The organism is Herbaspirillum sp. C7C8, assembly GCF_022627875.1.
Taxonomy (GTDB): domain Bacteria; phylum Pseudomonadota; class Gammaproteobacteria; order Burkholderiales; family Burkholderiaceae_D; genus Herbaspirillum.
Genome location: NZ_JABXGG010000009.1, coordinates 60,138 through 81,407, shown reverse-complemented (window position 1 = coordinate 81,407; position 21,270 = coordinate 60,138). Strand labels below are relative to the sequence as shown.

Here is a 21,270-nt window from a genome sequence, read left to right as displayed (position 1 = left end):
ATTAGTTTCTCCACAGAATCTGCGCGGCGTAGCCAGCGCAACCGATCAGCCACACGATAGTGGCAACTTGCAGGACCAGGCGAACGCCAACGGGCTTGACGTAGTCCATGAGCGCGTCACGCACGCCGATCCAGGCGTGGAAGAACAGGGCCATGAACACGGCAAAGGTAGCCACCTTGAACCATTGATGCGAGAACAGCGCCGCCCAGCCTTCGTAGCTGAAGTTGGTCGCCGTGAAGAAGCACACCAGCAGGATGACGGTATAGACAGCCATCACGACGGCGGTGGCGCGTTGTGCCAGCCAGTCACGCAGGCCATAGTGGGCGCCGACGACCAGGCGCTTGGGTCCGATGTTGTTATCAGCCATTTTCAGAATGCTCCGAACAGTTTCAATGCGACCAGGACCATCAGCGTGATGCTGATCACCAGGACAGTTGCCGAGGACTTGCGTGCGCTGTCCTTGTCCAGACCGACGTGGTTGTCCATGATCAGGTGACGGATGCCGGCGCAGAAGTGGTGCAGGTAGGCCCAGGAAAGCGCCAGGATGACGAGCTTGACGAACCAGCCCGAAGTGAAGCCCTTGAGATGGGCGAAGGTACCTTCCGAGAGCAGGCTGCTGTCCAACAGGAACAGGATGAAGGGCAGCATCAGGAACAGGAACAGACCGCTGATGCGGTGCATGATCGAGACGATGGCAGCCAAAGGCATGCGATAGCCGGCAATTTGGGTTAGGTGTATGTTACGAAATTGCGGCCGTTGTGGTTTAGCGGCTTCAGACATACAAGGTTCTCCTCAGTTTAAAACAATCATGCAATTTTCGCCGATTTTCGAAATCACCATCAACTTTTATTGCGCTTCGCAGCATGCCGAAAAGGCTTGACACCGGTCCTTCTGCACTGGACAGGCGCGTTGCACCTGAGGCTGGAATGACCGACCCGGCTTTGCTCAGCTCAACTCGCTTTGGTAATGGTGATTCGTCGTCAGGTACAGTCCGCGCCGCATTTCCACCGGCTTGTCGCCATAGGTAAATGAAGCCCGCTCCACACTCAGCAACGGCGTTTGGGGCGCTACGCCCAGAAACTCTGCGGCATCCTGATCCGCCCCGACGGCACGGATGCGCTCTTCGGCACGGATCATGCGTGTACCGAACTCGGATTCGAACAGACCATACAGAGGCCCGCGATATTCCACCAGGCGCTCGGCCGTCAGCCCCTTGAAGATGGCGCCAGGCAGCCAGATGTCTTCGAGGATGATGGGAACGCCGTTGAAGGATTTTACCCGGCGAATGAAAATGACGGAGTCACCCGACTTCATGTCGAGCTGACGGGCCACTTCGGCCGAGGCGCGTACGCGCCTGACTTCGATGATCTTGTTGGCGGGACGCTGCGGCTCGTCGCTGTCGGCCATGAGCCTGAGGAAGCGGAACTGCGCCTGCGTCTCGTGATGGGTGGCCACGAAGGTCCCCTTGCCCTGGCGACGCACCACCAGGTTTTCGGCTGCCAGTTCGTCGATAGCCTTGCGCACCGTACCCTGACTGACCTTGAACCGGCTGCCCAGCTCCACCTCACTGGGGATCAGCTCGCCCGGCTTCCACTCGCCCGCTTCCAGGCGCTGCATGATGAGCGCCTTGATCTGCTGGTACAACGGACTGAAGGTGGGCGCCGGACTGGCAACACCCGCCCCCGCGGCTTGCGCGTCGACGTTGTTCGGATTGGGCAGGATCGAGCTCATAACCTCGAATTTCACCACAAAACTCCTTACGGCGTCCAGCAAAAACTAGGCAATAATATGTCTTATATAAGACATAAGATATTGATTGACAGCGGTCTTTCGCAAGCCTACACTCGCGAGCAACCTGAAGAGCCGCAAGGCAGGCAGGGAGCGATCTACCGGCCAGTAGACGATAACGAGAATCGCTCTCATCAAGACCTCTCCGATGCGACCATTTTCTGCAGGCAGAACACAAGTTTGACAGCTTTTTGATTTGTCGGCAGGACCCGGCCCGAAAGCACCTGACTCACTGCGTTTTCGACGGTATCATGGCGGCCTAACAAGAATTCGAGGAAAACCGCGCATTTTTCATGCGCACCCCTGAAGCAACCGCTACACGGCCCTGCCGCGCCACGCGCGACCTGACCGCAGCGGCCGCTTCGATGCAGTCTGAATGCTTTTTTTCATCACCTCTTTTGGAGATTCAACATGGCTAAAGCCCCCATGCGTGTTGCCGTCACCGGCGCCGCCGGTCAGATCGGTTACTCCCTGCTGTTCCGCATCGCCAATGGCGACCTGCTGGGCAAAGACCAGCCGGTCATCCTGCAACTGCTGGAAATCCCCGATGAGAAGGCACAGAAGGCCCTGAAGGGCGTCATCATGGAAATCGATGACTGCGCCTTCCCGCTGCTGGCTGGCGTGACCGCCCACAGCGATCCGATGACCGCCTTCAAGGATGCCGACATCGCCCTGCTGGTGGGTGCCCGCCCCCGTGGCCCCGGCATGGAGCGCAAGGACCTGCTGGAAGCCAACGCCCAGATCTTCACCGTGCAGGGCAAGGCGCTGGACGCCGTCGCATCGCGCAACGTCAAGGTGCTGGTGGTCGGCAACCCGGCCAACACCAACGCCTACATCGCCATGAAGTCGGCCCCCAACCTGCCGGCCAAGAACTTCACCGCCATGCTGCGCCTGGACCACAACCGCGCCCTGTCGCAAGTGGCTGCCAAGATCGGCAAGCCGGTCTCGGCCATCGAAAAGCTGTGCGTGTGGGGCAACCACTCGCCGACCATGTACGCCGACTACCGCTTCGCTACTGCTGATGGCGCATCGGTCAAGGACACCATCAACGACCAGGAATGGAACAAGAACGTGTTCCTGCCCACCGTCGGCAAGCGCGGCGCGGCCATCATCGAAGCCCGCGGCCTGTCCTCGGCCGCTTCGGCAGCCAACGCGGCCATCGACCACGTGCGTGACTGGGTACTGGGCACCAACGGCAAGTGGACCACCATGGGCATCCCCTCCGACGGTTCCTACGGCATCCCCGAAGGCACCATGTTCGGCTTCCCGGTGACCACCGAAAACGGTGAGTACAAGATCGTCCAGGGCCTGGAAATCGATGAGTTCTCGCAAGAGCGCATCAACATCACCCTGAAGGAACTGCTGGAAGAGCGCGAAGGCGTCAAGCATCTGGTCGGCTAATTGACCATGGCGCGGCCGCCCTTCGGGGCGCCGCGCCTGCCGTTTCGTATCCGTGTCACATCGCCCGTTTCGATAACCTCTACCCTGCTTTCATTCGCAGCAATGCTTCCTTCCCAGGTCTTGTTCCCAGGTGCCCAGCAACCGGTTTCGCTTCCGGTGTGCGATCACTACGCCGGCTCCGAAAAGCTGATGCGCAAGTCGATGGCCCTGCAACAGGAGCTCGGCCCCTTGTTCGACATCACCTTCGACTGCGAAGACGGTGCTGCCGCCGGCAATGAAGCCGCGCACGCCGAACTGGTCGCCTCGCTCATCGCCAGCCCCGACAACGTCTACCGCCGCATCGGCGCGCGCTTGCACGACGTGGGGCATGCGAATTTCGAGCAGGACGTGGCCATCATCTGCGGCGCCGCTGCGCGCGAGCTGGCCTATGTGATGCTGCCCAAGCCCGAAGGCATCGATGACGTGCAGCGCGCCCTGGAGAGCATCAACCGCGTGGCCCGCTCGGCGGGTCGCCCGCAGTTGCCGGTGCAGGTATTGATCGAGACCCATGGCGCCCTGGCCGATGTCGCCAGGATCGCCGCCCTGCCCCAGGTGCAGTCACTGTCCTTCGGGGTGATGGATTTCGTCTCGGCCCATTACGGAGCCATTCCCGGCAGCGCCATGCGCTCGCCCGGACAGTTCGACCATCCGCTGGTGCGCCGCGCCAAGCTGGAAATCGCCGCCGCCTGTCATGCGCATGGCAAGGTGCCGTCGCACAACGTGAGCACCGACATCAAGAATTCCGCCGCCGTGGCCGACGATGCGCGTCGCGCGGCACAGGAGTTTGGCTATACCCGGATGTGGAGCATCCATCCGGACCAGATCCGGCCCATCGTGCAGGCCATGTCCCCGACCAGCGAAGAGGCCGGGACGGCGGCACAGATCTTGCTCAAGGCGCAGGCGGTGCAGTGGGGCCCGATTCAGCATGAGGGCAACCTGCATGACCGCGCCAGTTATCGCTATTACTGGAGTATCCTGCAACGCGCGCACGCCACCGGCATCGCGCTGCCGCCGGAGACTGCCCCCTGGTTCGCCCGCGGCGACGCCCTCTCAACCACGCAGTAACATCGTTTCAACCGACGTCCATGAAAAAGCACCTGACTCTCCTCGCCCTGCTGGGCGCCCTGTTTGCCACCGCCGGCATCACTGCGGCACATGCCCAACCCGACACCAAGCCGGCGGCCAAGAAAAAGGTCGTCAAGAAGGCGCACACCAGCAAGGCGCACGGCAAGAAGGCCGCCGCTGCCGCTGCCCCGGCCGCCAAGATGCCGTTCTCTTCCGATGCCGAGGATGACGACAGCGAACCCGACCTGGGCGGTACCGTCTCGGCCGACTTCCAGTGCGAAATGGGTCAGAAGCTGACCATCTGGAAGAACGAAGCCGATGACAAGCACATCGCCATCCGCTGGAACAAGCGCATCCACCGCCTCACCCGCGTGGCCACCACCACGGGTGCCAACCGCTTCGAAAACCACAAGATGGGCCTGGTCTGGATCGGTATTCCGGCCAAGGGCCTGCTGCTGGATTCCAAGAAGGGCCAGCAGTTGGCCAACGAATGCAAGAACGCCGAGCAGATGAAGGCAGCCGCCGCAGCACCGGCCGCCCTCCTCGCCGCGGCACCCCACCAGAACTGAGCCGGCAGCCGCCGGCGCAGTGTTTCAAGCAACACAGAATCAGGCAGCACCCCGCAGTTCACCATTGCAGCGCAAACCGGATTCGACTAGCTAGCATCACTAAATTGCCAAATTAAGGAGAAGAGGCCATGTCTCGCAACACATTGAACACCCTGAAGGAATTCAAGATTTCCGGTTCCAAGAAGGGCAAGTTCTACTCCCTGCCCGCCCTGCAAAAGTCGCTGGGCGTGAATATCTCGCGCCTGCCGGTGTCGATCCGCATCGTGCTGGAATCGGTGCTGCGCAACTGCGATGGCCAGAAGGTCACCGAAGAACACGTCAAGCAACTGGCCAACTGGGGCGCCAAGGCCGCCCGCGTCGATGAGATCCCCTTCGTGGTGGCCCGCGTGGTGCTGCAGGACTTCACCGGCGTGCCGCTGCTGGCCGACCTGGCCGCCATGCGCAACGTCGCCAGCAAGCTGGGCAAGAACCCCAAGAACATCGAGCCGCTGGTGCCGGTGGATCTGGTGGTGGACCACTCGGTGCAGATCGACCACTTCCGCGAGAAGAAGGCGCTGGACCTGAACATGAAGCTGGAATTCTCGCGCAACAACGAGCGCTACCAGTTCATGAAGTGGGGCATGCAGGCCTTCGACACCTTCGGCGTGGTGCCCCCGGGCTTCGGCATCGTCCACCAGGTCAACCTGGAATACCTGGCACGCGGCGTGCACAACAAGACTGGCGTCTACTACCCTGACACCCTGGTCGGCACCGACTCCCACACCACCATGATCAACGGCATCGGCGTGGTCGGCTGGGGCGTGGGCGGCATCGAAGCCGAAGCCGGCATGCTGGGCCAGCCGGTCTACTTCCTGACCCCGGACGTGGTCGGCGTGAACCTGACCGGCGCCCTGCGCGAAGGCGTCACCGCCACCGACCTGGTGCTGACCATCACCGAACTGCTGCGCCAGACCAAGGTCGTGGGCAAGTTCGTCGAATTCTTCGGTGAAGGTACCGAATCGCTGTCGCTGACCGACCGCGCCACCATCGCCAACATGGCCCCGGAATACGGCGCCACCATGGGCTTCTTCCCGGTGGACGACGCCACCATCGCCTACTTCAAGGGCACCGGCCGCACCAAGGCCGAGATCGACGCCTTCGAAGCCTACTTCAAGGCCCAGGGCCTGTACGGCGTGCCCAAGGCCGGCCAGATCGACTACACCCAGGAAGTCTCGCTGGACCTGGGCACCGTCGCGCCGTCGCTGGCAGGTCCCAAGCGTCCGCAAGACCGCATCGAGATCGGCAACGTCAAGACCACCTTCTCCGACCTCTTCACCAAGCCGACCGCAGAAAACGGCTTCAACAAGAAGGCCGAAGACCTGACCGCCACCTACAAGAACGCCGACGGTGTGGACCTGCACAACGGTGACGTGCTCATCGCCGCCATCACCTCCTGCACCAACACCTCCAACCCGAGCGTGCTGCTGGCTGCTGGCCTGTTGGCCAAGAAGGCCGTGGAAGCCGGCCTGAAGGTCGCCCCGCACATCAAGACCTCGCTGGCCCCTGGCTCGCGCGTGGTGACCAAGTACCTGGAAGCGGCAGGCCTCTTGCCGTACCTGGAAAAGCTGGGCTTTGGCGTGACCGCCTATGGCTGCACCACCTGCATCGGCAACGCCGGCGACCTGACCCCGGCCATGAACGAAGCCATCGTCAAGAACGACGTGGTGGCCGCCGCCGTGCTGTCGGGCAACCGCAACTTCGAAGCCCGTATCCACCCGAACATCCGCGCCAACTTCCTGGCCTCGCCCCCGCTGGTGGTGGCTTACGCCATCGCCGGCAATGTCACCCGTGACCTGATGACCGAACCGGTCGGCAAGGGCAAGGGCGGCAAGAACGTCTACCTGGGCGACATCTGGCCGACCTCGCAAGAGATCGAAAAGCTGCTCAAGTTCGCCATGAACGCCAAGACCTTCAAGGAAAACTACGCCGATGTGAAGGGCGCTCCCGGCAAGCTGTGGGAAGCCATCAAGGGCGTGGCCAAGGGCGAAGTCTACAACTGGCCGACCTCGACCTACATCGCCGAGCCGCCGTTCTTCGAGAACTTCAGCGAAGAACCCAAGGCTGCTGCCACCGGCATCAGCGGTGCCCGTGCCCTGGGTGTGTTCGGCGACTCGATCACCACCGACCACATCTCCCCGGCCGGTTCCATCAAGGAATCCAGCCCGGCCGGCAAGTGGCTGCAAGCCAATGGCGTGCTGAAGGCTGACTTCAACTCCTACGGCTCGCGCCGTGGCAACCACGAGATCATGATGCGCGGCACCTTCGCCAACGTGCGCATCAAGAACCTGATGATCCCGGCCAAGGAAGACGGCTCGCGCGTGGAAGGCGGCATCACCATTCACCAGCCTTCCGGTGAAGAAATGTCGATCTACGACGCCGCCATGAAGTACGTGGCCGAAGGCACCCCGACCATGGTCTTCGGTGGCGAAGAATACGGTACCGGCTCCTCCCGTGACTGGGCTGCCAAGGGCACCCAGCTGCTGGGCGTGAAGGCCGTGATCGCGCGTTCCTTCGAGCGTATCCACCGTTCCAACCTGGTGGGCATGGGCGTGCTGCCGCTGCAGTTCCTGGGCAACGACAGCGTGCAGTCGCTGGGCATCACCGGTGAAGAAAGCTTCGACCTGAAGGGCCTGGAAGGCGAGATCAAGCCGCAACAGGAAGCCACCCTGGTGATCCACCGCAAGAACGGCCAGACCCAGGAAGTCAAGCTGCTGCTGCGTATCGACACCCCGATCGAAGTGGACTACTACAAGCATGGCGGCATCCTGCCGTTCGTGCTGCGTCAGCTGCTGGCAGCCTAAGCAGCGCACGTCCTACCTTGCAGCAAGGAAAACGCCGGATTCGTCCGGCGTTTTTTATTGTCCCTTGGCGCTGCGCAAAGGCGGCGGCTGACAGGGCTGACAAATCAACTACAATAGGCGGTTTCGTTTCCACAGATACAGATAGCCTACATGCGTCGTCCCGCCAAACGTTCCTCCTCCAAGCTTTCTGCCGACAGCCAGCATCTGGTGACCTTTGCGCAGGCCATCGCGCAGGCCTCCAGCCGGCTCGAAGAGCGCGCCTGGCTCAATCCCCTGGACGCCCTGCTCAACAAGCTGCTGCGCACCGGCCACCAGGGCTTGATCGATGCGGCCCTGGATCACCTCTTCAAGGCCGACCTGGATGCCTACGACGTGCTGATCGAAGCCGTCGAGGCCGGCAGCGAATCCACCTCGCTGGAACACGACGGCCAGCAATACGACGTGCAGCTGCTGGTGCTGCCGGTACTGGCCTGGACCCGCTTTGCCATCGCCTCCGGCCCCATCGGCAGCGAGCTGCTGGCGGCCATCGGCGCCCACCTGCACGCCCATGTGCTGGCCAAGGATGCCCGTCTGGCACTGGCGCCGACCCTGTTCTCCATCGAACAGCTGCCGCGCATGCACGCCGACGTCTTCGCCCTGACCCGCCAGATGGGCCAGACCGCCTTGAAGACCGGTCCGGTACAACTGCGCGGCGAACAGCCGCCCACCGCCGCCTTCCTGGCCGATACCCGCTATGTGATTGCGGCCGTGGTGGTGCCGGCCGGCGGCCCCCTGTTCCACTGGCAGGAAAGCGAACAACAGAGCCATTTCTCGGCCAGGAAGGCGGCAGCCTCCGAGGCCTGGACCCAGCAGGCCACACCGCTCTTCACGCGCCTGCTACCCGGCTGCAGCGTCGAGCTGCTGCTGCCGCAAGCCTATTTCTTCGGCTGCCGCGAGGCCGACAAGCGCATCCGCCCGGCCTCCATCCGCGCCGCCGACTATTTCCTGACTCAGACCCTGGACATCTCCTCTGCCGAACTGCATGCCAGCATCGGCGGCTTCTCCGAGGACATCAATGGCCAGATCGATGAATACCGCATCGGCTTTTCCATCGGCGGCGATCCGACCGTGGTCTATGGGACCGTCTGGCCGCTGTATGAGCAGGAAAGCGGTGAAGAACTGCCCATGATCATCCCCGCCGGCGCCGGCCTGCTGGAGGGCATGCCCGCCAGTCCGCTGCAGCAGATCCTCACGGTGCTGCGCGAATGCGGCATCGTGCACATCAAGCATCATGCAGAACGCTTCACCATGGAGTTTTGCGACGACTGCGGCGCACCGCTCTTCCCTGATCGGGAAGGTGAACTGGTGCACGCGGAAATGCCGGAAGATACGCCTCCTCCGGTCGAGCACTTCCACTGAGAGATGAAGCAAAGTGCTGCTGCCGGGCAGCACGCGCGGCGCCGGACATGGCCGGCCTGCACAAAGCTTCACAGGCGCCGGACAGCGCCCATAAAAAAGGCATCCACCACAGGGCGGATGCCTTTTTCTCTTCTGTATCGGGCTATCGTGCCCGCTTTTCCTGCGCGACCGAATGACGACGGACGTCAGATCCGGCCTGCGTCTCCTCCGGATCCTCTGCGACCTGCCTGAGCAGCCTCAGCGACTCAGGCTGCCAGCTTTTCGATCAGACCCATCTCGGCGCTGGACATCAGCTTGTCGATGTCCACCAGGATCAGCATGCGCTGTTCCAGGGTACCCAGACCGATCAGGTAGTCGGAATCGAAGGTGGTGCCCATCTCCGGTGCCGGCTTGATCTGTTCCTGGGTCAGCGTGATGACGTCGGAGACGCTGTCGACCACCATGCCCACGACGCGACCGCCGATGTTCAAGATGATGACCACGGTGAACTGGTCATAAGTCGGCTCGCCCAGCTGGAACTTGATGCGCATGTCCACGATGGGGACGATGATGCCGCGCAGGTTCACCACGCCCTTGATGAAATCGGGCGAGTTGGCGATGCGGGTTACGGCTTCGTAGCCGCGGATTTCCTGAACCTTCAGAATATCGATGCCGTATTCTTCCTTGCCCAGGGTGAAGGCGAGAAACTCGTTTCCGTTGCTGTCGGTCTTGTCGCCGAAGCCGGAAAGATTCTTGGTTGCAGTGTCAGACATGTTGAGGCCCTTTAAATATCAGGAAAATACAGATTCGTCATTCAGTTGGCGGCTGGATCGCAGCAAGGCTGCCACATCGACAATCAGAGCGACGCCGCCGTCGCCCAGAATGGTAGCACCGGAAATGCCAGCGACCTTTCGATAGTTGGATTCCAGGTTCTTCACAACGATTTGCTGTTGTCCGATCAGGTCATCCACGAAAAGTGCCGCCTTTTTCCCATCTGACTCCAAAATGACCACCAATCCTTGCGAGGGATCGGTGAATGAAGGTTCGATGTTGAAAATCTGATACAGCGGGATCAGCGGCAGATATTCGCCACGTACACGCAGCACCTTGCCCTGACCGGAAATTTCCTTGATATCTTGCGGCAAAGGCTGCAAAGATTCAACCACATATCCTAGCGGCAATATGTAAACTTCTTCACCGATGCGAATCGACATCCCGTCCAGGATCGCCAGCGTCAGCGGCAGCGAGATCGAAATCGTGGTGCCGAAGCCCTTGCTGGAGCGAATATCCACCGCGCCGCCCATGGCCAGGATGTTGCGTTTGACCACGTCCATGCCCACGCCGCGGCCGGACACGTCGGTGACCTGCTCGGCGGTGGAGAAGCCCGGTTCGAAGATCAGTTGCCACACTTCGGCGTCGGTCAGGCTGTCGGTCACCGGCATGCCCTGCTGCTTGGCCTTGGCCAGGATCTTGTCGCGGTTCAGGCCGCCACCGTCGTCGGTGACTTCAATGATGATGTTGCCGCCCTGGTGCTCGGCCGACAGGGACAGCACACCGGCCTCGCCCTTGCCGGCAGCGCGCCGGGCCTCGGGCTGTTCGATGCCGTGGTCGATGCTGTTACGTACCAGGTGGGTGAGCGGATCGACGATGCGCTCGATCAAGCCCTTGTCCAGCTCGGTGGCCGCGCCGTGGGTGACGAACTCGACCTGCTTGCCCAGCTTGTGCGCCAGGTCGCGCACCATGCGCGGGAAGCGCGAGAAGACGTAATCCATCGGCATCATGCGGATCGACATCACCGATTCCTGCAGATCCCGCGTATTGCGGCTCAACTGGCTCACGCTGTTGAGCAGGTGTTCATGGTGCATCGGGTCGAGCTTGCCCACGCGCTGCTCGATCATGGCCTGGGTAATCACCAGTTCGCCGACCAGGTTGATGAGCTGGTCGACCTTTTCGATGCTGACCCGGATGGAGGAGGACTCCTGGCCGGTGCCGCCCTTGGCCGCCCTTTTTTCGCCGCCATGGTCGCCCTGCAGATGGCCATCGTCATGATGGCCATTGCCGTTGCCATTACCGTTACCGGCGCCACCCGCATGGGCCTCGCCATCGGCCTTCTTGGCGCTGATGTCCAGGGGCACGAAGGGCGCGAAGAAACCGTAGCCCTGCTCGCGCTCCTTGTCCTCGATGGCGGTGTGATTGTCGAAGAAACCGTAACCCTGGGTGCGCTCACGCTCCTCCTGGGTGACGAAATTGTCGAAGAAGCCATAGCCGCGCTCTTCGTCGCTGCTCTTGGCGGTTTCGACGGCCTGCGAAATCTTCAGGTCGGCGACATTGACGATGAAGGCACAGATGGCGACCACGTCATCGATCGGTTCAGCCGTATCCAGAATGAAGATCCACTTGCCCTCGGGCGATTTGGACTTCTCCAGCTTGCCCAGCATGGAGAGCTCGTCGGCCAGGGCTTCGGCATCCTTGTCGGCGATCTCGGGCATGTCCAGGCGGTAGCGGCGCACGCCGCCCGGACCGACCACGACCGCAGCGCCCCCCTCCGCCTTGGGAGCGGCGCTGGAACTCTTGCCCTGCGACAGCGCTTCGAGCAGCATGCGCACGTCGCCGACCGCATCCTGATCGACCTCGGCGCCGTGCTTGTGGCCGTCCAGCATGGACTTGAGCACATCCTTGGCCGCCAGGAAGGCATCTACGTGCTCCGAGGTCAGCTTCATCTGGCCCTGGCGGATGCGGTCCAGCAGCGACTCCAGGACGTGCGTGACTTCGGCAATATCGGTCAGGCCGAAGGTGGACGAACCACCCTTGATCGAATGCGCGGCACGAAACACCGCATTGAGGTCTTCCGGATCGGGAGACGCCACATTGACGGCCAACAACAGCTTTTCCATTTCCGCGAGGCCTTCCTCGGCCTCGTCGAAAAAGACCTGGAAAAACTGGCTCATATCAATGCTCATGCCTGGGCTCCATGCTGGATGCTGTACGTATCTTCTTGTTATCCCGGCAAGATCAGCCGATCACCTTGCGCACCACCTCGGTCAGGCGCTGCGGATCGAAGGGCTTGACCAGCCAGCCATTGGCACCGGCGGCCTTGCCCTTGGCCTTCATCTCGTCGCTGAATTCGGTAGTCAGCATCAGGATGGGCACGCGCGCATAGCTGGTCAGCTCGCGCAGGGAGCGGATCAGGGTCAGGCCGTCCATGCGCGGCATGTTCTGGTCGGTCAGGACCAGGTCGAAGGTATGCGTCTTGGCCTTTTCCAGCGCGTCCACCCCGTCGACCGCCTCGGTCACGTTGTAACCCGCAGCTTTCAGACTGAATACCACCATCTGACGCAGTGACCCGGAATCATCTACTGCGAGAATCGTTTTGGACATCGTTACTCCCTGTTTCTTCAATAAGGCTCATGCGCGTATGTATTATGCCGCACCCTTGGCCACCCACCTATCGTCCCGCCAAGGCCGGAATGACCTAGTTCAATCTTGTACCACTCAGCCAGGCCACCGCTCAGAACAGCTCGATATCGCCACTTTCCATGCGGGTCTGGCGCACCGCCTTCCACAGTCCGGTGTCAAGCACATTCAAGCGCTCCTCCATGACCTGTACCGTGCTGGCCAGCAGTTCCTTGACCTCTTCATCGGTCTGGCCCTGCTCGGGCACGATCTCGAAACTGTTTGCACTGAGCACGCCCAGCGCTTCACGCAGGCCGATCACGCGGCGCACGATGCGCTCGAGCAGCTGGCTGGTCATGTCCTGGAACTGCAAGCCGGTCACCGCCGCGTTGACGTGGTGGCTGACCTCTGCCTGGGTGGCCTTGAGCTGCTCGATGCTCTGGCCGTCGAAATGACCGGTGCCGTTCATCAGCCCTTCCAGGATGGTCTGCTGCAACTGTACCGAGCGATGCAGTTCCATGAAGCTGTTGCCCAGCTTGCCTATGGCTTCGCCCAGCAGAATGTTGGTCTGGACCAGGTCCGACTCCACTTCCGTCAGTTGGCGGCTGCCGCCGCTGGCAGTATCGAGCAACAAGCGCTTGAGCTCCTGCAGCATGGTCTTGGTCGGCATATCCGGCTCTCTTCCCCTGTTCAAATGGAACACTTCTGCTTCATTGGCAAACCCCACGTACAACCGCGCAGGCCTGGCACCTGCGCTCAGTTCTTGGCCGGCGCACTGAGCCCCTGCTGCACGTCTTCGCCGCTGGCGTCGGTGGGCACGTTCAACGAGCCGCTGTCCTTTTCCACCAGTTCCTCAGCCTTCTTGTTCATGACGATGATGCTGATGCGACGATTGATCGGGTTGAAGGGATCTTCCTTGTCCAGCAGCACCGCCGAGGACAGACCCACCACCCGCAACACCTTCGATTCATCCATGCCGCCGATGATCAGTTCGCGTCGCGAGGCGTTGGCGCGGTCCGCCGACAGCTCCCAGTTGCTGTAGCCCTTCTCCCCCTGCGAATAGGGCGTGGCATCGGTGTGACCGGACAGGCTGATCTTGTTGGGCACATCGTTGAGCGTGCGACCGATCTCGTGCAGGATTTCCTTGGTATAGGGCTGCAACTGGGCACTGGCCAGGGCAAACATGGGACGGTTCTTCTCGTCGACGATCTGGATGCGCAAGCCTTCGGAGGTGATGTCGATCAACAGCTGATTCTTGAACTGCTTGAGGGTCGGATTGGAATCGATGGCCTTTTCGATCCGCGCTTTCAACTCTTCCAAGCGGCTACGCTCGGCGCGCTCCAGCTCCTGCTGCGCCTGCTTGAGGTTCTGCTTGCGCGAGACCACATCGTTTTCACCCTTGCGCAGCTGGCCGTCCTGGCGGGTCAGATCCTTGCCGCCCCCCGGCAGCACGGTGTTGGCGTCGCCGCTGCCGGAACCACCGGCCATGGCCACCTTCAGCGGGGTCTTGAAGTATTCGGCAATACCGTTCAGGTCCCCCTTGGCGGTCGACCCGAGCAGCCACATGAGCAGGAAGAAGGCCATCATCGCCGTCACGAAGTCGGCGTACGCAATCTTCCAGGCGCCACCGTGGTGACCCCCGCCGCCTTTCTTGATGCGTTTGACGATAATGGGACGTAGACCTTCGTCGGCCATGCCTGTGCTCCTGCTTCAATACTGATGTCTGTGTGAATCGCCCTGCAAGCTGATCTCCCCGGACCAGCCTGGCAGCCTTACTTGCCCTTGGCCTGCTTGACGTGCTCTTCCAGTTCGAGGAAGGTCGGACGCTCGGTCGAGAACAGGACCTTGCGGCCGAATTCGATCGACAGGGCCGGCGCATAGCCATTGAGGCTGGCCAGCAGGGTCACCTTCACGCACTGGTAGATCTTGGTCGATTCGTGCAGCTTCTGTTCCAGCAAGCTCGAGAGCGGGCCCACGAAACCGTAGGCCAGCAGAATACCGAGGAAGGTACCGACCAGCGCGTGCGCGATCAGCATGCCCAGCTCGGAGGGCGGGATCCCCACCGATTCCATGGTGTGCACCACGCCCATGACCGCTGCCACGATACCGAAGGCCGGCATGCCGTCGCCCAGCTTGGCGATGCAGTGCACCGGAATTTCGCCCTCATGGTGGTGGGTCTCGATTTCGTTGTCCATCAGGTTTTCGATCTGGAACGCATCCATGTTGCCCGAGACCATCAGACGCAGGTAATCGGTCATGAATTCGATCAGGTGATGGTCCGCCAGCACGCCCGGGTACTTGCTGAAGATGGGGCTGCTCTCGGGCTCTTCGATATCGCCTTCGATCGACATCAGACCTTCCTTGCGGGATTTGGTCAGGATTTCGAACAGCAGCGCCATCAGTTCCATGTACAGCGCCTTGGTATAGGCACTGCCCTTGAAGACGGTGGGCAAGGCCTTCAGGGTCGCCTTGATCGCCTTGCCGTTGTTACCGACCAGGAAAGCGCCCCCTGCAGCACCGCCGATCATGAGCAGCTCGATTGGCTGGAACAGTGCCCCCAGGTGGCCCCCTGCCATGGCAAAGCCGCCGAAGACGGACGCCATGACCACGATATATCCAATGATGACTAACAAGTGCCTACTCCCGTCCCTGTGGCGTTGAGTGTATTTTCACGTTCATCAGATTACAGGTATTCCAATCAAGCAAATGAGGGAATACATATCCGAAAAACGCCCTTCCTTTTTGATTTACGGCTGAATTGGCACAAACTTGATACGTCGCGTCTCGCAGCCGCTGCCAAGGGCCTGCGCGGCTCCCAGCCCTCACATGCGCCACCCGTGCAGCACCCTGCCGCCGTCCTCGGGGGCGACCACGACATCAGGTGTAGCACCGGGAATATGAAACTCATAGCTCAGAAGCAGCGTCCCCGGCCGCATCTCGGCGCGCGCCTTGTGCCACAGCGCCTCCATCGCCGCCGGTGACAGGTAGGCGAACACCACGTCGTAATCGCCGAAATCGAGCCGCAGGTAGTCGCCGCGCACGAAACGGCAGCGATCACCTGCCAGCATCGCGCGCACCCGGCTGACCAGCCAAGGCAGGGGCGCGATCTCGATACCGGTGAATTCGCTCTCGGGGCGGCGGCGCGACAGATCCAGCACGGCGCCACCCAGGCCGCTGCCGATATCCATGAAGCGGATCGGCTGCCCCTCCGGCAGCAGGCCGGCCACCGCATCCCAGGCGCGCTGACCGGAAGGATAGAACGGCACCTGGCTGCGGAAGGTCGACCAGAACAGCACCAGCATGAACAGGAATACCGCCAGGAATACCCACGGCGGCACGTGCAGCTGCGCCACACCCAATGCGGCCACCGGGAACACCAGCAGGATCAGCCACCACCATATGGCCATGCGGCACAGACGCGCCAGCAGCGCGGCCATCACGCCATGCAGCAGGGCAGTCTGGAGGGGGGAAAGAGGTGCAAGACCGGCGCGCTGAAAAAGCACATCCAGCACATTGGCGCCGACCAGCGCCAGCGCCAACAGCAGCAGGGCCCGCAGCGCCGGCGCCTGCCACCAGGGCCTGCGACCGGCAGCGGGGTGATTCTCAGGTTCGGACATCGAGGCAATCGGCCTTATTCTTTTTTGGTTGAACACCCTGGCCCATTACCGCCTCGCTGCAGACCTGCAGCAAGGCATTGGTACATCCCTGCTCCGGCTCAGGCCACAGCGGCCAGGACCGACGTGGCGACCAGGGGCGCGGCAGCAGCCACCGGCAGGGCAGCCTCGGCCAGACCCATGGTGACAGCATCCTTGGCCTTCTTGGTCTTGCCGGCCCGCGACGGCATGTGGCACAGACCGCACAGGTAATCCTGGTGCAGGTCAAGGCGATGCACGACGAAATGGCCATTGCACTTGCAGCAGGGCGTGGTCATGAGCATCTTGCTTTCGAAGAAGCGCACCAGCGTCCAGGCGCGGGTCAGCGAGAGCACGGGTTCGCCGGCATCGTTGTAGCCAACCTGCTCCAGGTAGAGCTTGTAGGCCTTCATGACGGCTTCGATGCCATTGATGCGGGCGTGCTCCACCAGGTAGCGATGGATATTGATGAACAGCGACGAATGGATATTGGGCTGCCAGGTGATGAACCAGTCCGTGGAGAACGGCAGCATGCCCTTGGGCGGCGAGACGCCCTTCAATTCCTTGTACAGCTTCAGCAGACGCTCGCGCGAGAGTGAAGTTTCGGATTCCAGCAACTGGAGGCGCGCCCCCAGATTGATCAGTTCGATGGCCAGCTGAATTTCCTGCGCCTCTGTGACAACGCTCTTCTTAGCCATGGTGCTACCCCCCGGTGATTTCGTAATAAGTCTGCCTGACCCCGACTCGCGTGCCGCCGGCAAGCGAACTCTCAGGCATGAATGCAAGACACAAACTTGATAAAGCGTTGAACGTCTTCCCCTCCGGCGCGTTGACTTCCCCTGGACACGCCGGCCCTGCCTTGTCTTGTTGTTTTACGAAATTTGTTCGCTGGGCTGACAGGCCATCAGAATGGCCGCATGCGACTGCGCCAGGCTTTTGTCCTTGTTGTAGTTGGTCAGCATGCCGAGGATGGCACCATCGTCGAAACGGAAACGCGTCAACATCATGTTGGTCGCCGCCAGTTTCATGATCTGCACATTGGACAGACCTTCGATCAGATCGGCAATCTCGGCGCTGATGCCCAGACGGAAGATTGCGGTCGGCTTGTCCGAACGGATCATTTGCTGCGCCAGCATGAGATAGCTCAGGTTGGCATCACGGATCTCCGCCATCATGTCGTTGGTATTCATTTGCACCCCACCTCGGTATGAGAACTTCCTACGGCTCGCGCTCAGGCTGCGTCGAGCTGCTTACAATCGCTTACATTTACTTGACTGCAAGCCAATTCTGAGGGGGGCAGGACAGGCGGGAAATTAGACTTGGTCGGTATTTTTAGACGGAGAACACCCGGCGCAACTTGTAGGAGTTCGTCTTACACGAGGACGGGATATGCGTGAAGTTTTCTGCGTTGAATACGAGAGAGTCAGGATGCTTGCGCCTTCCCGCTCCTATCAGGGATTTCCTGATCAAAAGGTTTCTTGCCTGAAATGACAACAGAAACTTGTCTTATAAGAAACTAAATAAGTTGTAAATATTCGAGGATTTCTCCCTGATTGTTGCTGGAGGGCGACTAGCTCATCCACATTTCTTCTCATATTGAGGGATTCAACTGTAGTTTGCTTCAGCTTCCCGACTAAGAAAACTTGCAGTTATTTACCTGCCTTGATGATTTTTGCGCAACATCTTCACAGGAAAAACCAAGGTATCGAGAATGGCTACCATTCTATGATGGTGGGCCAGGCCTCAAAACGATAAACAGATACGCCATTTACCTTTATTCAATTTCTGGCAGGCAAACTGAACCTTGGCGCAGGGGCGACCGGGCCGCTCGCCTGCGGCCGGTGCGGGGATGGCAGGCGAGCAGGCAGCTTACAACCGGGCCAGGGCCTGTCCGATATCGGCGATCAGGTCATCCGGTGCTTCCAGCCCGATGTTGAAGCGCACCAGCACGCCGTCGCGCTGCCACTGGTGGCGCATGCCGCGCATCCGGTACGGCACGCACAGGCTGTGGGCACCGCCCCAGCTGTAGCCGATCTTGAAGAGCTGCAGGCTGTCGACGAAGCGGTCGGTTTGCTCTTCGCTGTAACGGGGATCGAAGATCACCGAGAACAGCCCCCCTGCCCCGGTGAAATCGCGCTTCCAGTGGGCGTGTCCGGGGCAATCCTCGAAGGCGGGATGGAGTACGGCGACGATTTCCGGACGTTGCTTGAGCCAGGCCGCCACCTTGCGCGCAGCGGCATCGTGCGCCTCGAAGCGCAGGCGCATCGAGGACAGGCTGCGCAGCACCATATAGACATCGTCCATGCCCACGCCGAAGCCCAGGCGCATGTGGGCCAGTTCCAGTTTTTCGTTGAGGGCCTGGTCGCGCACGATGACCGCGCCCATCAGCACGTCCGAACCGCCGGACTGGTACTTGGTGACAGCCTGCATGACGATGTCCACGCCATGCTCGAAGGCCTTGAAGGCGATGCCGGCCGACCAGGTATTGTCGATGGCCACCAGCACGCCCTTCTCATGGGCGGCACGGCACAGGGCCGGGATGTCGGGCACCTCCATGGAGACCGAACCGGGTGCCTCGGTCCACACCAGGCGCGTATTGGGCTGGATCAGCGCGGACAGGCCGGCGCCGATCATCGGGTCATAGAAGCGCGCCGTGATCTGGAAATCGCGTTCCAGCCACTGGCCCAGATCCTTGCTGGGTCCGTAGACGTTATCGGGCAGCAGCACGTCGTCGCCGCTCTTGAGGAAGGCGAAATTGACCATGGCGATGGCCGCCAGGCCGCTGGGGGTGACACGGCAATAAGTGCCGCCCTCGATCTCGGCCAGCCGGGCTTCGAGCACGAAGCTGGTCGGCGTGCCATGCAGGCCGTAGGTGTAGCCGAGCTTTTCACGCCAGTCGCGTGAACGCATGGCCGCCACGTTGGGGAACAGCACGGTGGAAGCGTGATGGATACCGACCGGGAAGGCCTCGAAACCGTCGGGAGCACGGTAGCGACTATGGACCAGTGCGGTCTGCGGATCGAGCGGAAGGGAGGATGCGGGGAACGTTGCGTTGGAATCGGACACGGATCTGCCTCAGGAAACGATGGCGCCCCGGGAGCGGGGCGCAAAAGTCTCACTATACGCGCAGCTTGTTCACATCGAAAGCAAGAGCATGGGCCGCAGGCCCGCTGGCGACGGCGATGCTTGCGCAAGAGGCTGAACCAAGCTTCATATCACCTTTTCAGCGCCCCTGTCCGAGGCTGTCCGTGGGCGGGGCAATCAGGGCAACTGCAGCGCAAAGGGCTTGTTGATGCTGCCATCGGCATTGGACCAGGTACCGGTGATGGACTGGCCCTGGCGGTGCCCTTCCCATTGGCCGGAGACGTCCTTGCCGTTGACGGATTCTTCCATCAGCAGATCGTCACCGTCGACCTCACCGGCCACCAGAATCTCGGGCGAACCGCCGAAGAAGAAATAACGCCCTTCCAGGCCATCCTCGTTCTTCTTGGGTTGCAGCGAAAGCTGGATCTGGCGCCCGTCGATCTGGCCGCGCAGCACCACGGCGTGCGTCATCAGGGTCTGCCGCAGCGAGCCTTCCGGGGCATTGGCGACCGGCCCGGAGGAAGCCGCCCGAGCCGGCAGGAGCGCGCTGGCGCTGCACAGCACCAGTGCCGCCAGCAGGGGGCGGCGCATCGGCAGTACGTGCATCACTCGGCGGCACCCCAGAGGTCGTGGGCATCGGCGGCGGTGATGCGCACGTCGACGAACTGGCCGACTTCCAGCTTGCGGTGCGGTTCGAAGGGTGGTTTTACGTAGACCACGCCATCGATCTCGGGCGCATCCGAATAGGTGCGGCCGGTACCGCCGTTGCGGTCCACTTCATCGATAAGCACGCGCAGGGTCTTGCCGACCTTGGCTTGCAGACGCTTTTTGGAGATGTCTTCCTGCAGCTGCATGACGCGGCCACGGCGCTCTTCGCGCACTTCTTCGGGCACCGGATTGGCGATCTCGTTGGCGGTGGCGCCTTCCACCGGGGAATAGGCGAAGCAGCCCAGGCGGTCGATCTCGGCTTCCTTGAGGAAGTCCAGCAGGTACTCGAATTCAGCCTCGGTTTCGCCGGGGAAGCCGGCGATGAAGGTGGAGCGGATCGTAATATCCGGGCACAGCGCGCGCCAGGCCTGGATACGCTCGATGTTCTTCTCGCCATTGGCGGGACGCTTCATGCGCTTGAGCACGTCCGGGTGGGCGTGTTGCAGCGGCACGTCCAGGTAGGGCAGGATCTTGCCTTCGGCCATCAGCGGGATGATCTGGTCCACGTGCGGGTACGGGTAGACGTAGTGCAGACGCACCCAGGCGCCATATTGTTGTGCCAGCTCGCCGAGGGCACCGACCAGTTGGGTCATGTGGGTCTTGATGGGCTTGCCGTTCCAGAAACCGGTACGGAACTTCACATCCACGCCATAGGCGCTGGTGTCCTGCGAGATCACCAGCAATTCCTTCACGCCGGCCTTGAAGAGGTTCTCGGCTTCGAGCATGACATCGGCGATGGGGCGCGAGACCAGATCTCCGCGCATGGAGGGGATGATGCAGAAGCTGCAGCGATGGTTGCAGCCTTCCGAAATCTTCAGGTAGGCGAAATGCTTGGGGGTCAGCTTGACGCCCTGCGGCGGCACCAGGTCGATGAAGGGCGCATGCGGCTTGGGCAGGTGCTTGTGCACGGCCTGCATGACTTCGCCCACGGCGTGGGGGCCGGTCACTTCGAGGACCTTGGGGTGGATCTTCTGGATGATGTCGTCGCCGTCGGCATCCTTCTTGGCGCCGAGACAGCCGGTGACGATGACCTTGCCGTTTTCGTTCAGGGCTTCGCCGATGGCGTCCAGCGATTCCTGCACGGCAGCGTCGATGAAACCGCAGGTATTGACGATCACCAGATCGGCGCCGTCATAGGACTTGGCGGTATCGTAGCCTTCGGCGCGCAGCTGGGTCAGGATCTGTTCGGAATCGACCAGTGCCTTGGGGCAGCCGAGGGAGACGAAACCGACCTTGGGCAGGGCCGGGGTGGCGGGGGAAGACGGGTTGGACATGGCAGATGGCTCAGTGAGGCGGGCCGGAAACGGCCGACAATACGGGAAAAAGCAAAAAATGCTTTAAAAATCAGGGCGCTATTGTACAACGTCCACTGCC

Annotated in this window: 21 protein-coding genes; 6 read left to right on the top strand and 15 right to left on the bottom strand. The window is 61.4% G+C overall.

From position 1 onward, the window contains the following. Position 1 precedes the first annotated feature (1 nt). The 3 genes from sdhD to HWE01_RS12490 all read right to left on the bottom strand — a co-directional run bounded on the left by sdhD (position 2) and on the right by HWE01_RS12490 (position 1,731). Positions 2 to 367, bottom strand: coding sequence for a succinate dehydrogenase, hydrophobic membrane anchor protein (sdhD, locus tag HWE01_RS12500; protein WP_008329931.1), 366 nt, complete (start codon positions 365 to 367; stop codon positions 2 to 4). A 2-nt stretch (positions 368 to 369) separates the two neighbouring features. Then, positions 370 to 780: a succinate dehydrogenase, cytochrome b556 subunit gene (gene sdhC / locus HWE01_RS12495; protein ID WP_034350450.1), complete on the bottom strand. Its 411-nt coding sequence runs from the start codon at positions 778 to 780 to the stop codon at positions 370 to 372. Between the two features lie 165 nt (positions 781 to 945). Further along, on the bottom strand, positions 946 to 1,731 hold the full coding sequence (locus HWE01_RS12490; protein WP_034350451.1) for a GntR family transcriptional regulator: 786 nt from the start codon (positions 1,729 to 1,731) through the stop codon (positions 946 to 948). 468 nt (positions 1,732 to 2,199) lie between these two features. Here HWE01_RS12490 and HWE01_RS12485 point away from each other — a divergent pair, with 468 nt between their 5' ends. From HWE01_RS12485 to HWE01_RS22865, 6 genes are all read left to right on the top strand, one after another. Continuing rightward, complete coding sequence (locus tag HWE01_RS12485; protein ID WP_034350453.1) at positions 2,200 to 3,189, top strand: malate dehydrogenase; 990 nt, start codon at positions 2,200 to 2,202, stop codon at positions 3,187 to 3,189. A gap of 102 nt (positions 3,190 to 3,291) precedes the next feature. Next, positions 3,292 to 4,293 (top strand): HpcH/HpaI aldolase/citrate lyase family protein, encoded by a 1,002-nt coding sequence (locus tag HWE01_RS12480; protein WP_241821971.1) that lies wholly within the window; start codon positions 3,292 to 3,294, stop codon positions 4,291 to 4,293. 20 nt (positions 4,294 to 4,313) lie between these two features. Continuing rightward, positions 4,314 to 4,862 carry a hypothetical protein gene (locus HWE01_RS12475; protein ID WP_008329961.1) on the top strand — a complete coding sequence of 183 codons (549 nt, stop codon included), beginning with the start codon at positions 4,314 to 4,316 and terminating at the stop codon, positions 4,860 to 4,862. Positions 4,863 to 4,990: 128 nt separating this feature from the next. Then, a complete protein-coding gene (gene acnA / locus HWE01_RS12470; RefSeq protein WP_241821970.1) occupies positions 4,991 to 7,702 on the top strand; it encodes an aconitate hydratase AcnA in 2,712 nt (903 codons plus the stop codon). A 150-nt stretch (positions 7,703 to 7,852) separates the two neighbouring features. Beyond that, complete coding sequence (locus HWE01_RS12465; protein ID WP_175344329.1) at positions 7,853 to 9,100, top strand: DUF2863 family protein; 1,248 nt, start codon at positions 7,853 to 7,855, stop codon at positions 9,098 to 9,100. A 47-nt stretch (positions 9,101 to 9,147) separates the two neighbouring features. Continuing rightward, entirely contained in the window at positions 9,148 to 9,276 is a 129-nt protein-coding gene (locus HWE01_RS22865) for a hypothetical protein (protein ID WP_008329968.1), read from the top strand. A gap of 69 nt (positions 9,277 to 9,345) precedes the next feature. On the opposite strand, the gene HWE01_RS12460 is transcribed toward HWE01_RS22865, so the two are convergent. The 12 genes from HWE01_RS12460 to rimO form a co-directional block, all read right to left on the bottom strand. Further along, the gene (locus tag HWE01_RS12460; RefSeq protein WP_008329969.1) at positions 9,346 to 9,852 is read right to left on the bottom strand and encodes a chemotaxis protein CheW; all 507 of its coding nucleotides are present in this window, start codon (positions 9,850 to 9,852) and stop codon (positions 9,346 to 9,348) included. An 18-nt stretch (positions 9,853 to 9,870) separates the two neighbouring features. Then, complete coding sequence (cheA, locus tag HWE01_RS12455; protein WP_241821969.1) at positions 9,871 to 12,039, bottom strand: chemotaxis protein CheA; 2,169 nt, start codon at positions 12,037 to 12,039, stop codon at positions 9,871 to 9,873. 52 nt (positions 12,040 to 12,091) lie between these two features. Beyond that, the gene (locus tag HWE01_RS12450) at positions 12,092 to 12,457 is read right to left on the bottom strand and encodes a response regulator (RefSeq protein ID WP_006463269.1); all 366 of its coding nucleotides are present in this window, start codon (positions 12,455 to 12,457) and stop codon (positions 12,092 to 12,094) included. Between the two features lie 130 nt (positions 12,458 to 12,587). Further along, positions 12,588 to 13,142, bottom strand: a complete 555-nt coding sequence (locus HWE01_RS12445; protein ID WP_008329972.1) for a hypothetical protein — start codon at positions 13,140 to 13,142, stop codon at positions 12,588 to 12,590. 86 nt (positions 13,143 to 13,228) lie between these two features. After that, complete coding sequence (gene motB, locus HWE01_RS12440) at positions 13,229 to 14,167, bottom strand: flagellar motor protein MotB (protein WP_008329973.1); 939 nt, start codon at positions 14,165 to 14,167, stop codon at positions 13,229 to 13,231. 77 nt (positions 14,168 to 14,244) lie between these two features. Further along, positions 14,245 to 15,105, bottom strand: coding sequence for a flagellar motor stator protein MotA (gene motA, locus HWE01_RS12435; protein ID WP_008329974.1), 861 nt, complete (start codon positions 15,103 to 15,105; stop codon positions 14,245 to 14,247). A 189-nt stretch (positions 15,106 to 15,294) separates the two neighbouring features. Continuing rightward, positions 15,295 to 16,089, bottom strand: a complete 795-nt coding sequence (locus HWE01_RS12430; protein WP_241821968.1) for a class I SAM-dependent methyltransferase — start codon at positions 16,087 to 16,089, stop codon at positions 15,295 to 15,297. A 98-nt stretch (positions 16,090 to 16,187) separates the two neighbouring features. Beyond that, positions 16,188 to 16,802, bottom strand: coding sequence for a flagellar transcriptional regulator FlhC (flhC, locus tag HWE01_RS12425; protein WP_008329989.1), 615 nt, complete (start codon positions 16,800 to 16,802; stop codon positions 16,188 to 16,190). A gap of 174 nt (positions 16,803 to 16,976) precedes the next feature. Continuing rightward, positions 16,977 to 17,294, bottom strand: coding sequence for a flagellar transcriptional regulator FlhD (gene flhD / locus HWE01_RS12420; RefSeq protein WP_008329990.1), 318 nt, complete (start codon positions 17,292 to 17,294; stop codon positions 16,977 to 16,979). A 679-nt stretch (positions 17,295 to 17,973) separates the two neighbouring features. Next, a complete protein-coding gene (locus HWE01_RS12415) occupies positions 17,974 to 19,170 on the bottom strand; it encodes a cystathionine beta-lyase (RefSeq protein WP_008329991.1) in 1,197 nt (398 codons plus the stop codon). A 195-nt stretch (positions 19,171 to 19,365) separates the two neighbouring features. Then, positions 19,366 to 19,779, bottom strand: coding sequence for a hypothetical protein (locus HWE01_RS12410; RefSeq protein ID WP_008329992.1), 414 nt, complete (start codon positions 19,777 to 19,779; stop codon positions 19,366 to 19,368). Positions 19,780 to 19,793: 14 nt separating this feature from the next. Next, a complete protein-coding gene (gene rimO, locus HWE01_RS12405; protein ID WP_008329993.1) occupies positions 19,794 to 21,170 on the bottom strand; it encodes a 30S ribosomal protein S12 methylthiotransferase RimO in 1,377 nt (458 codons plus the stop codon). Positions 21,171 to 21,270: the final 100 nt, after the last annotated feature.

Bases quoted from the DNA above. Each gene is read 5' to 3' on its own strand.
- sdhD (WP_008329931.1), bottom strand. From the start codon at position 367: ATGGCTGATAACAACATCGGACCCAAGCGCCTGGTCGTCGGCGCCCAC.
- sdhC (WP_034350450.1), bottom strand. From the start codon at position 780: ATGTCTGAAGCCGCTAAACCACAACGGCCGCAATTTCGTAACATACAC.
- HWE01_RS12490 (WP_034350451.1), bottom strand. From the start codon at position 1,731: ATGAGCTCGATCCTGCCCAATCCGAACAACGTCGACGCGCAAGCCGCG.
- HWE01_RS12485 (WP_034350453.1), top strand. From the start codon at position 2,200: ATGGCTAAAGCCCCCATGCGTGTTGCCGTCACCGGCGCCGCCGGTCAG.
- HWE01_RS12480 (WP_241821971.1), top strand. From the start codon at position 3,292: ATGCTTCCTTCCCAGGTCTTGTTCCCAGGTGCCCAGCAACCGGTTTCG.
- HWE01_RS12475 (WP_008329961.1), top strand. From the start codon at position 4,314: ATGAAAAAGCACCTGACTCTCCTCGCCCTGCTGGGCGCCCTGTTTGCC.
- acnA (WP_241821970.1), top strand. From the start codon at position 4,991: ATGTCTCGCAACACATTGAACACCCTGAAGGAATTCAAGATTTCCGGT.
- HWE01_RS12465 (WP_175344329.1), top strand. From the start codon at position 7,853: ATGCGTCGTCCCGCCAAACGTTCCTCCTCCAAGCTTTCTGCCGACAGC.
- HWE01_RS22865 (WP_008329968.1), top strand. From the start codon at position 9,148: ATGGCCGGCCTGCACAAAGCTTCACAGGCGCCGGACAGCGCCCATAAA.
- HWE01_RS12460 (WP_008329969.1), bottom strand. From the start codon at position 9,852: ATGTCTGACACTGCAACCAAGAATCTTTCCGGCTTCGGCGACAAGACC.
- cheA (WP_241821969.1), bottom strand. From the start codon at position 12,039: ATGAGCATTGATATGAGCCAGTTTTTCCAGGTCTTTTTCGACGAGGCC.
- HWE01_RS12450 (WP_006463269.1), bottom strand. From the start codon at position 12,457: ATGTCCAAAACGATTCTCGCAGTAGATGATTCCGGGTCACTGCGTCAG.
- HWE01_RS12445 (WP_008329972.1), bottom strand. From the start codon at position 13,142: ATGCCGACCAAGACCATGCTGCAGGAGCTCAAGCGCTTGTTGCTCGAT.
- motB (WP_008329973.1), bottom strand. From the start codon at position 14,167: ATGGCCGACGAAGGTCTACGTCCCATTATCGTCAAACGCATCAAGAAA.
- HWE01_RS12430 (WP_241821968.1), bottom strand. From the start codon at position 16,089: ATGTCCGAACCTGAGAATCACCCCGCTGCCGGTCGCAGGCCCTGGTGG.
- flhC (WP_008329989.1), bottom strand. From the start codon at position 16,802: ATGGCTAAGAAGAGCGTTGTCACAGAGGCGCAGGAAATTCAGCTGGCC.
- flhD (WP_008329990.1), bottom strand. From the start codon at position 17,294: ATGAATACCAACGACATGATGGCGGAGATCCGTGATGCCAACCTGAGC.
- HWE01_RS12410 (WP_008329992.1), bottom strand. From the start codon at position 19,779: ATGCGCCGCCCCCTGCTGGCGGCACTGGTGCTGTGCAGCGCCAGCGCG.
- rimO (WP_008329993.1), bottom strand. From the start codon at position 21,170: ATGTCCAACCCGTCTTCCCCCGCCACCCCGGCCCTGCCCAAGGTCGGT.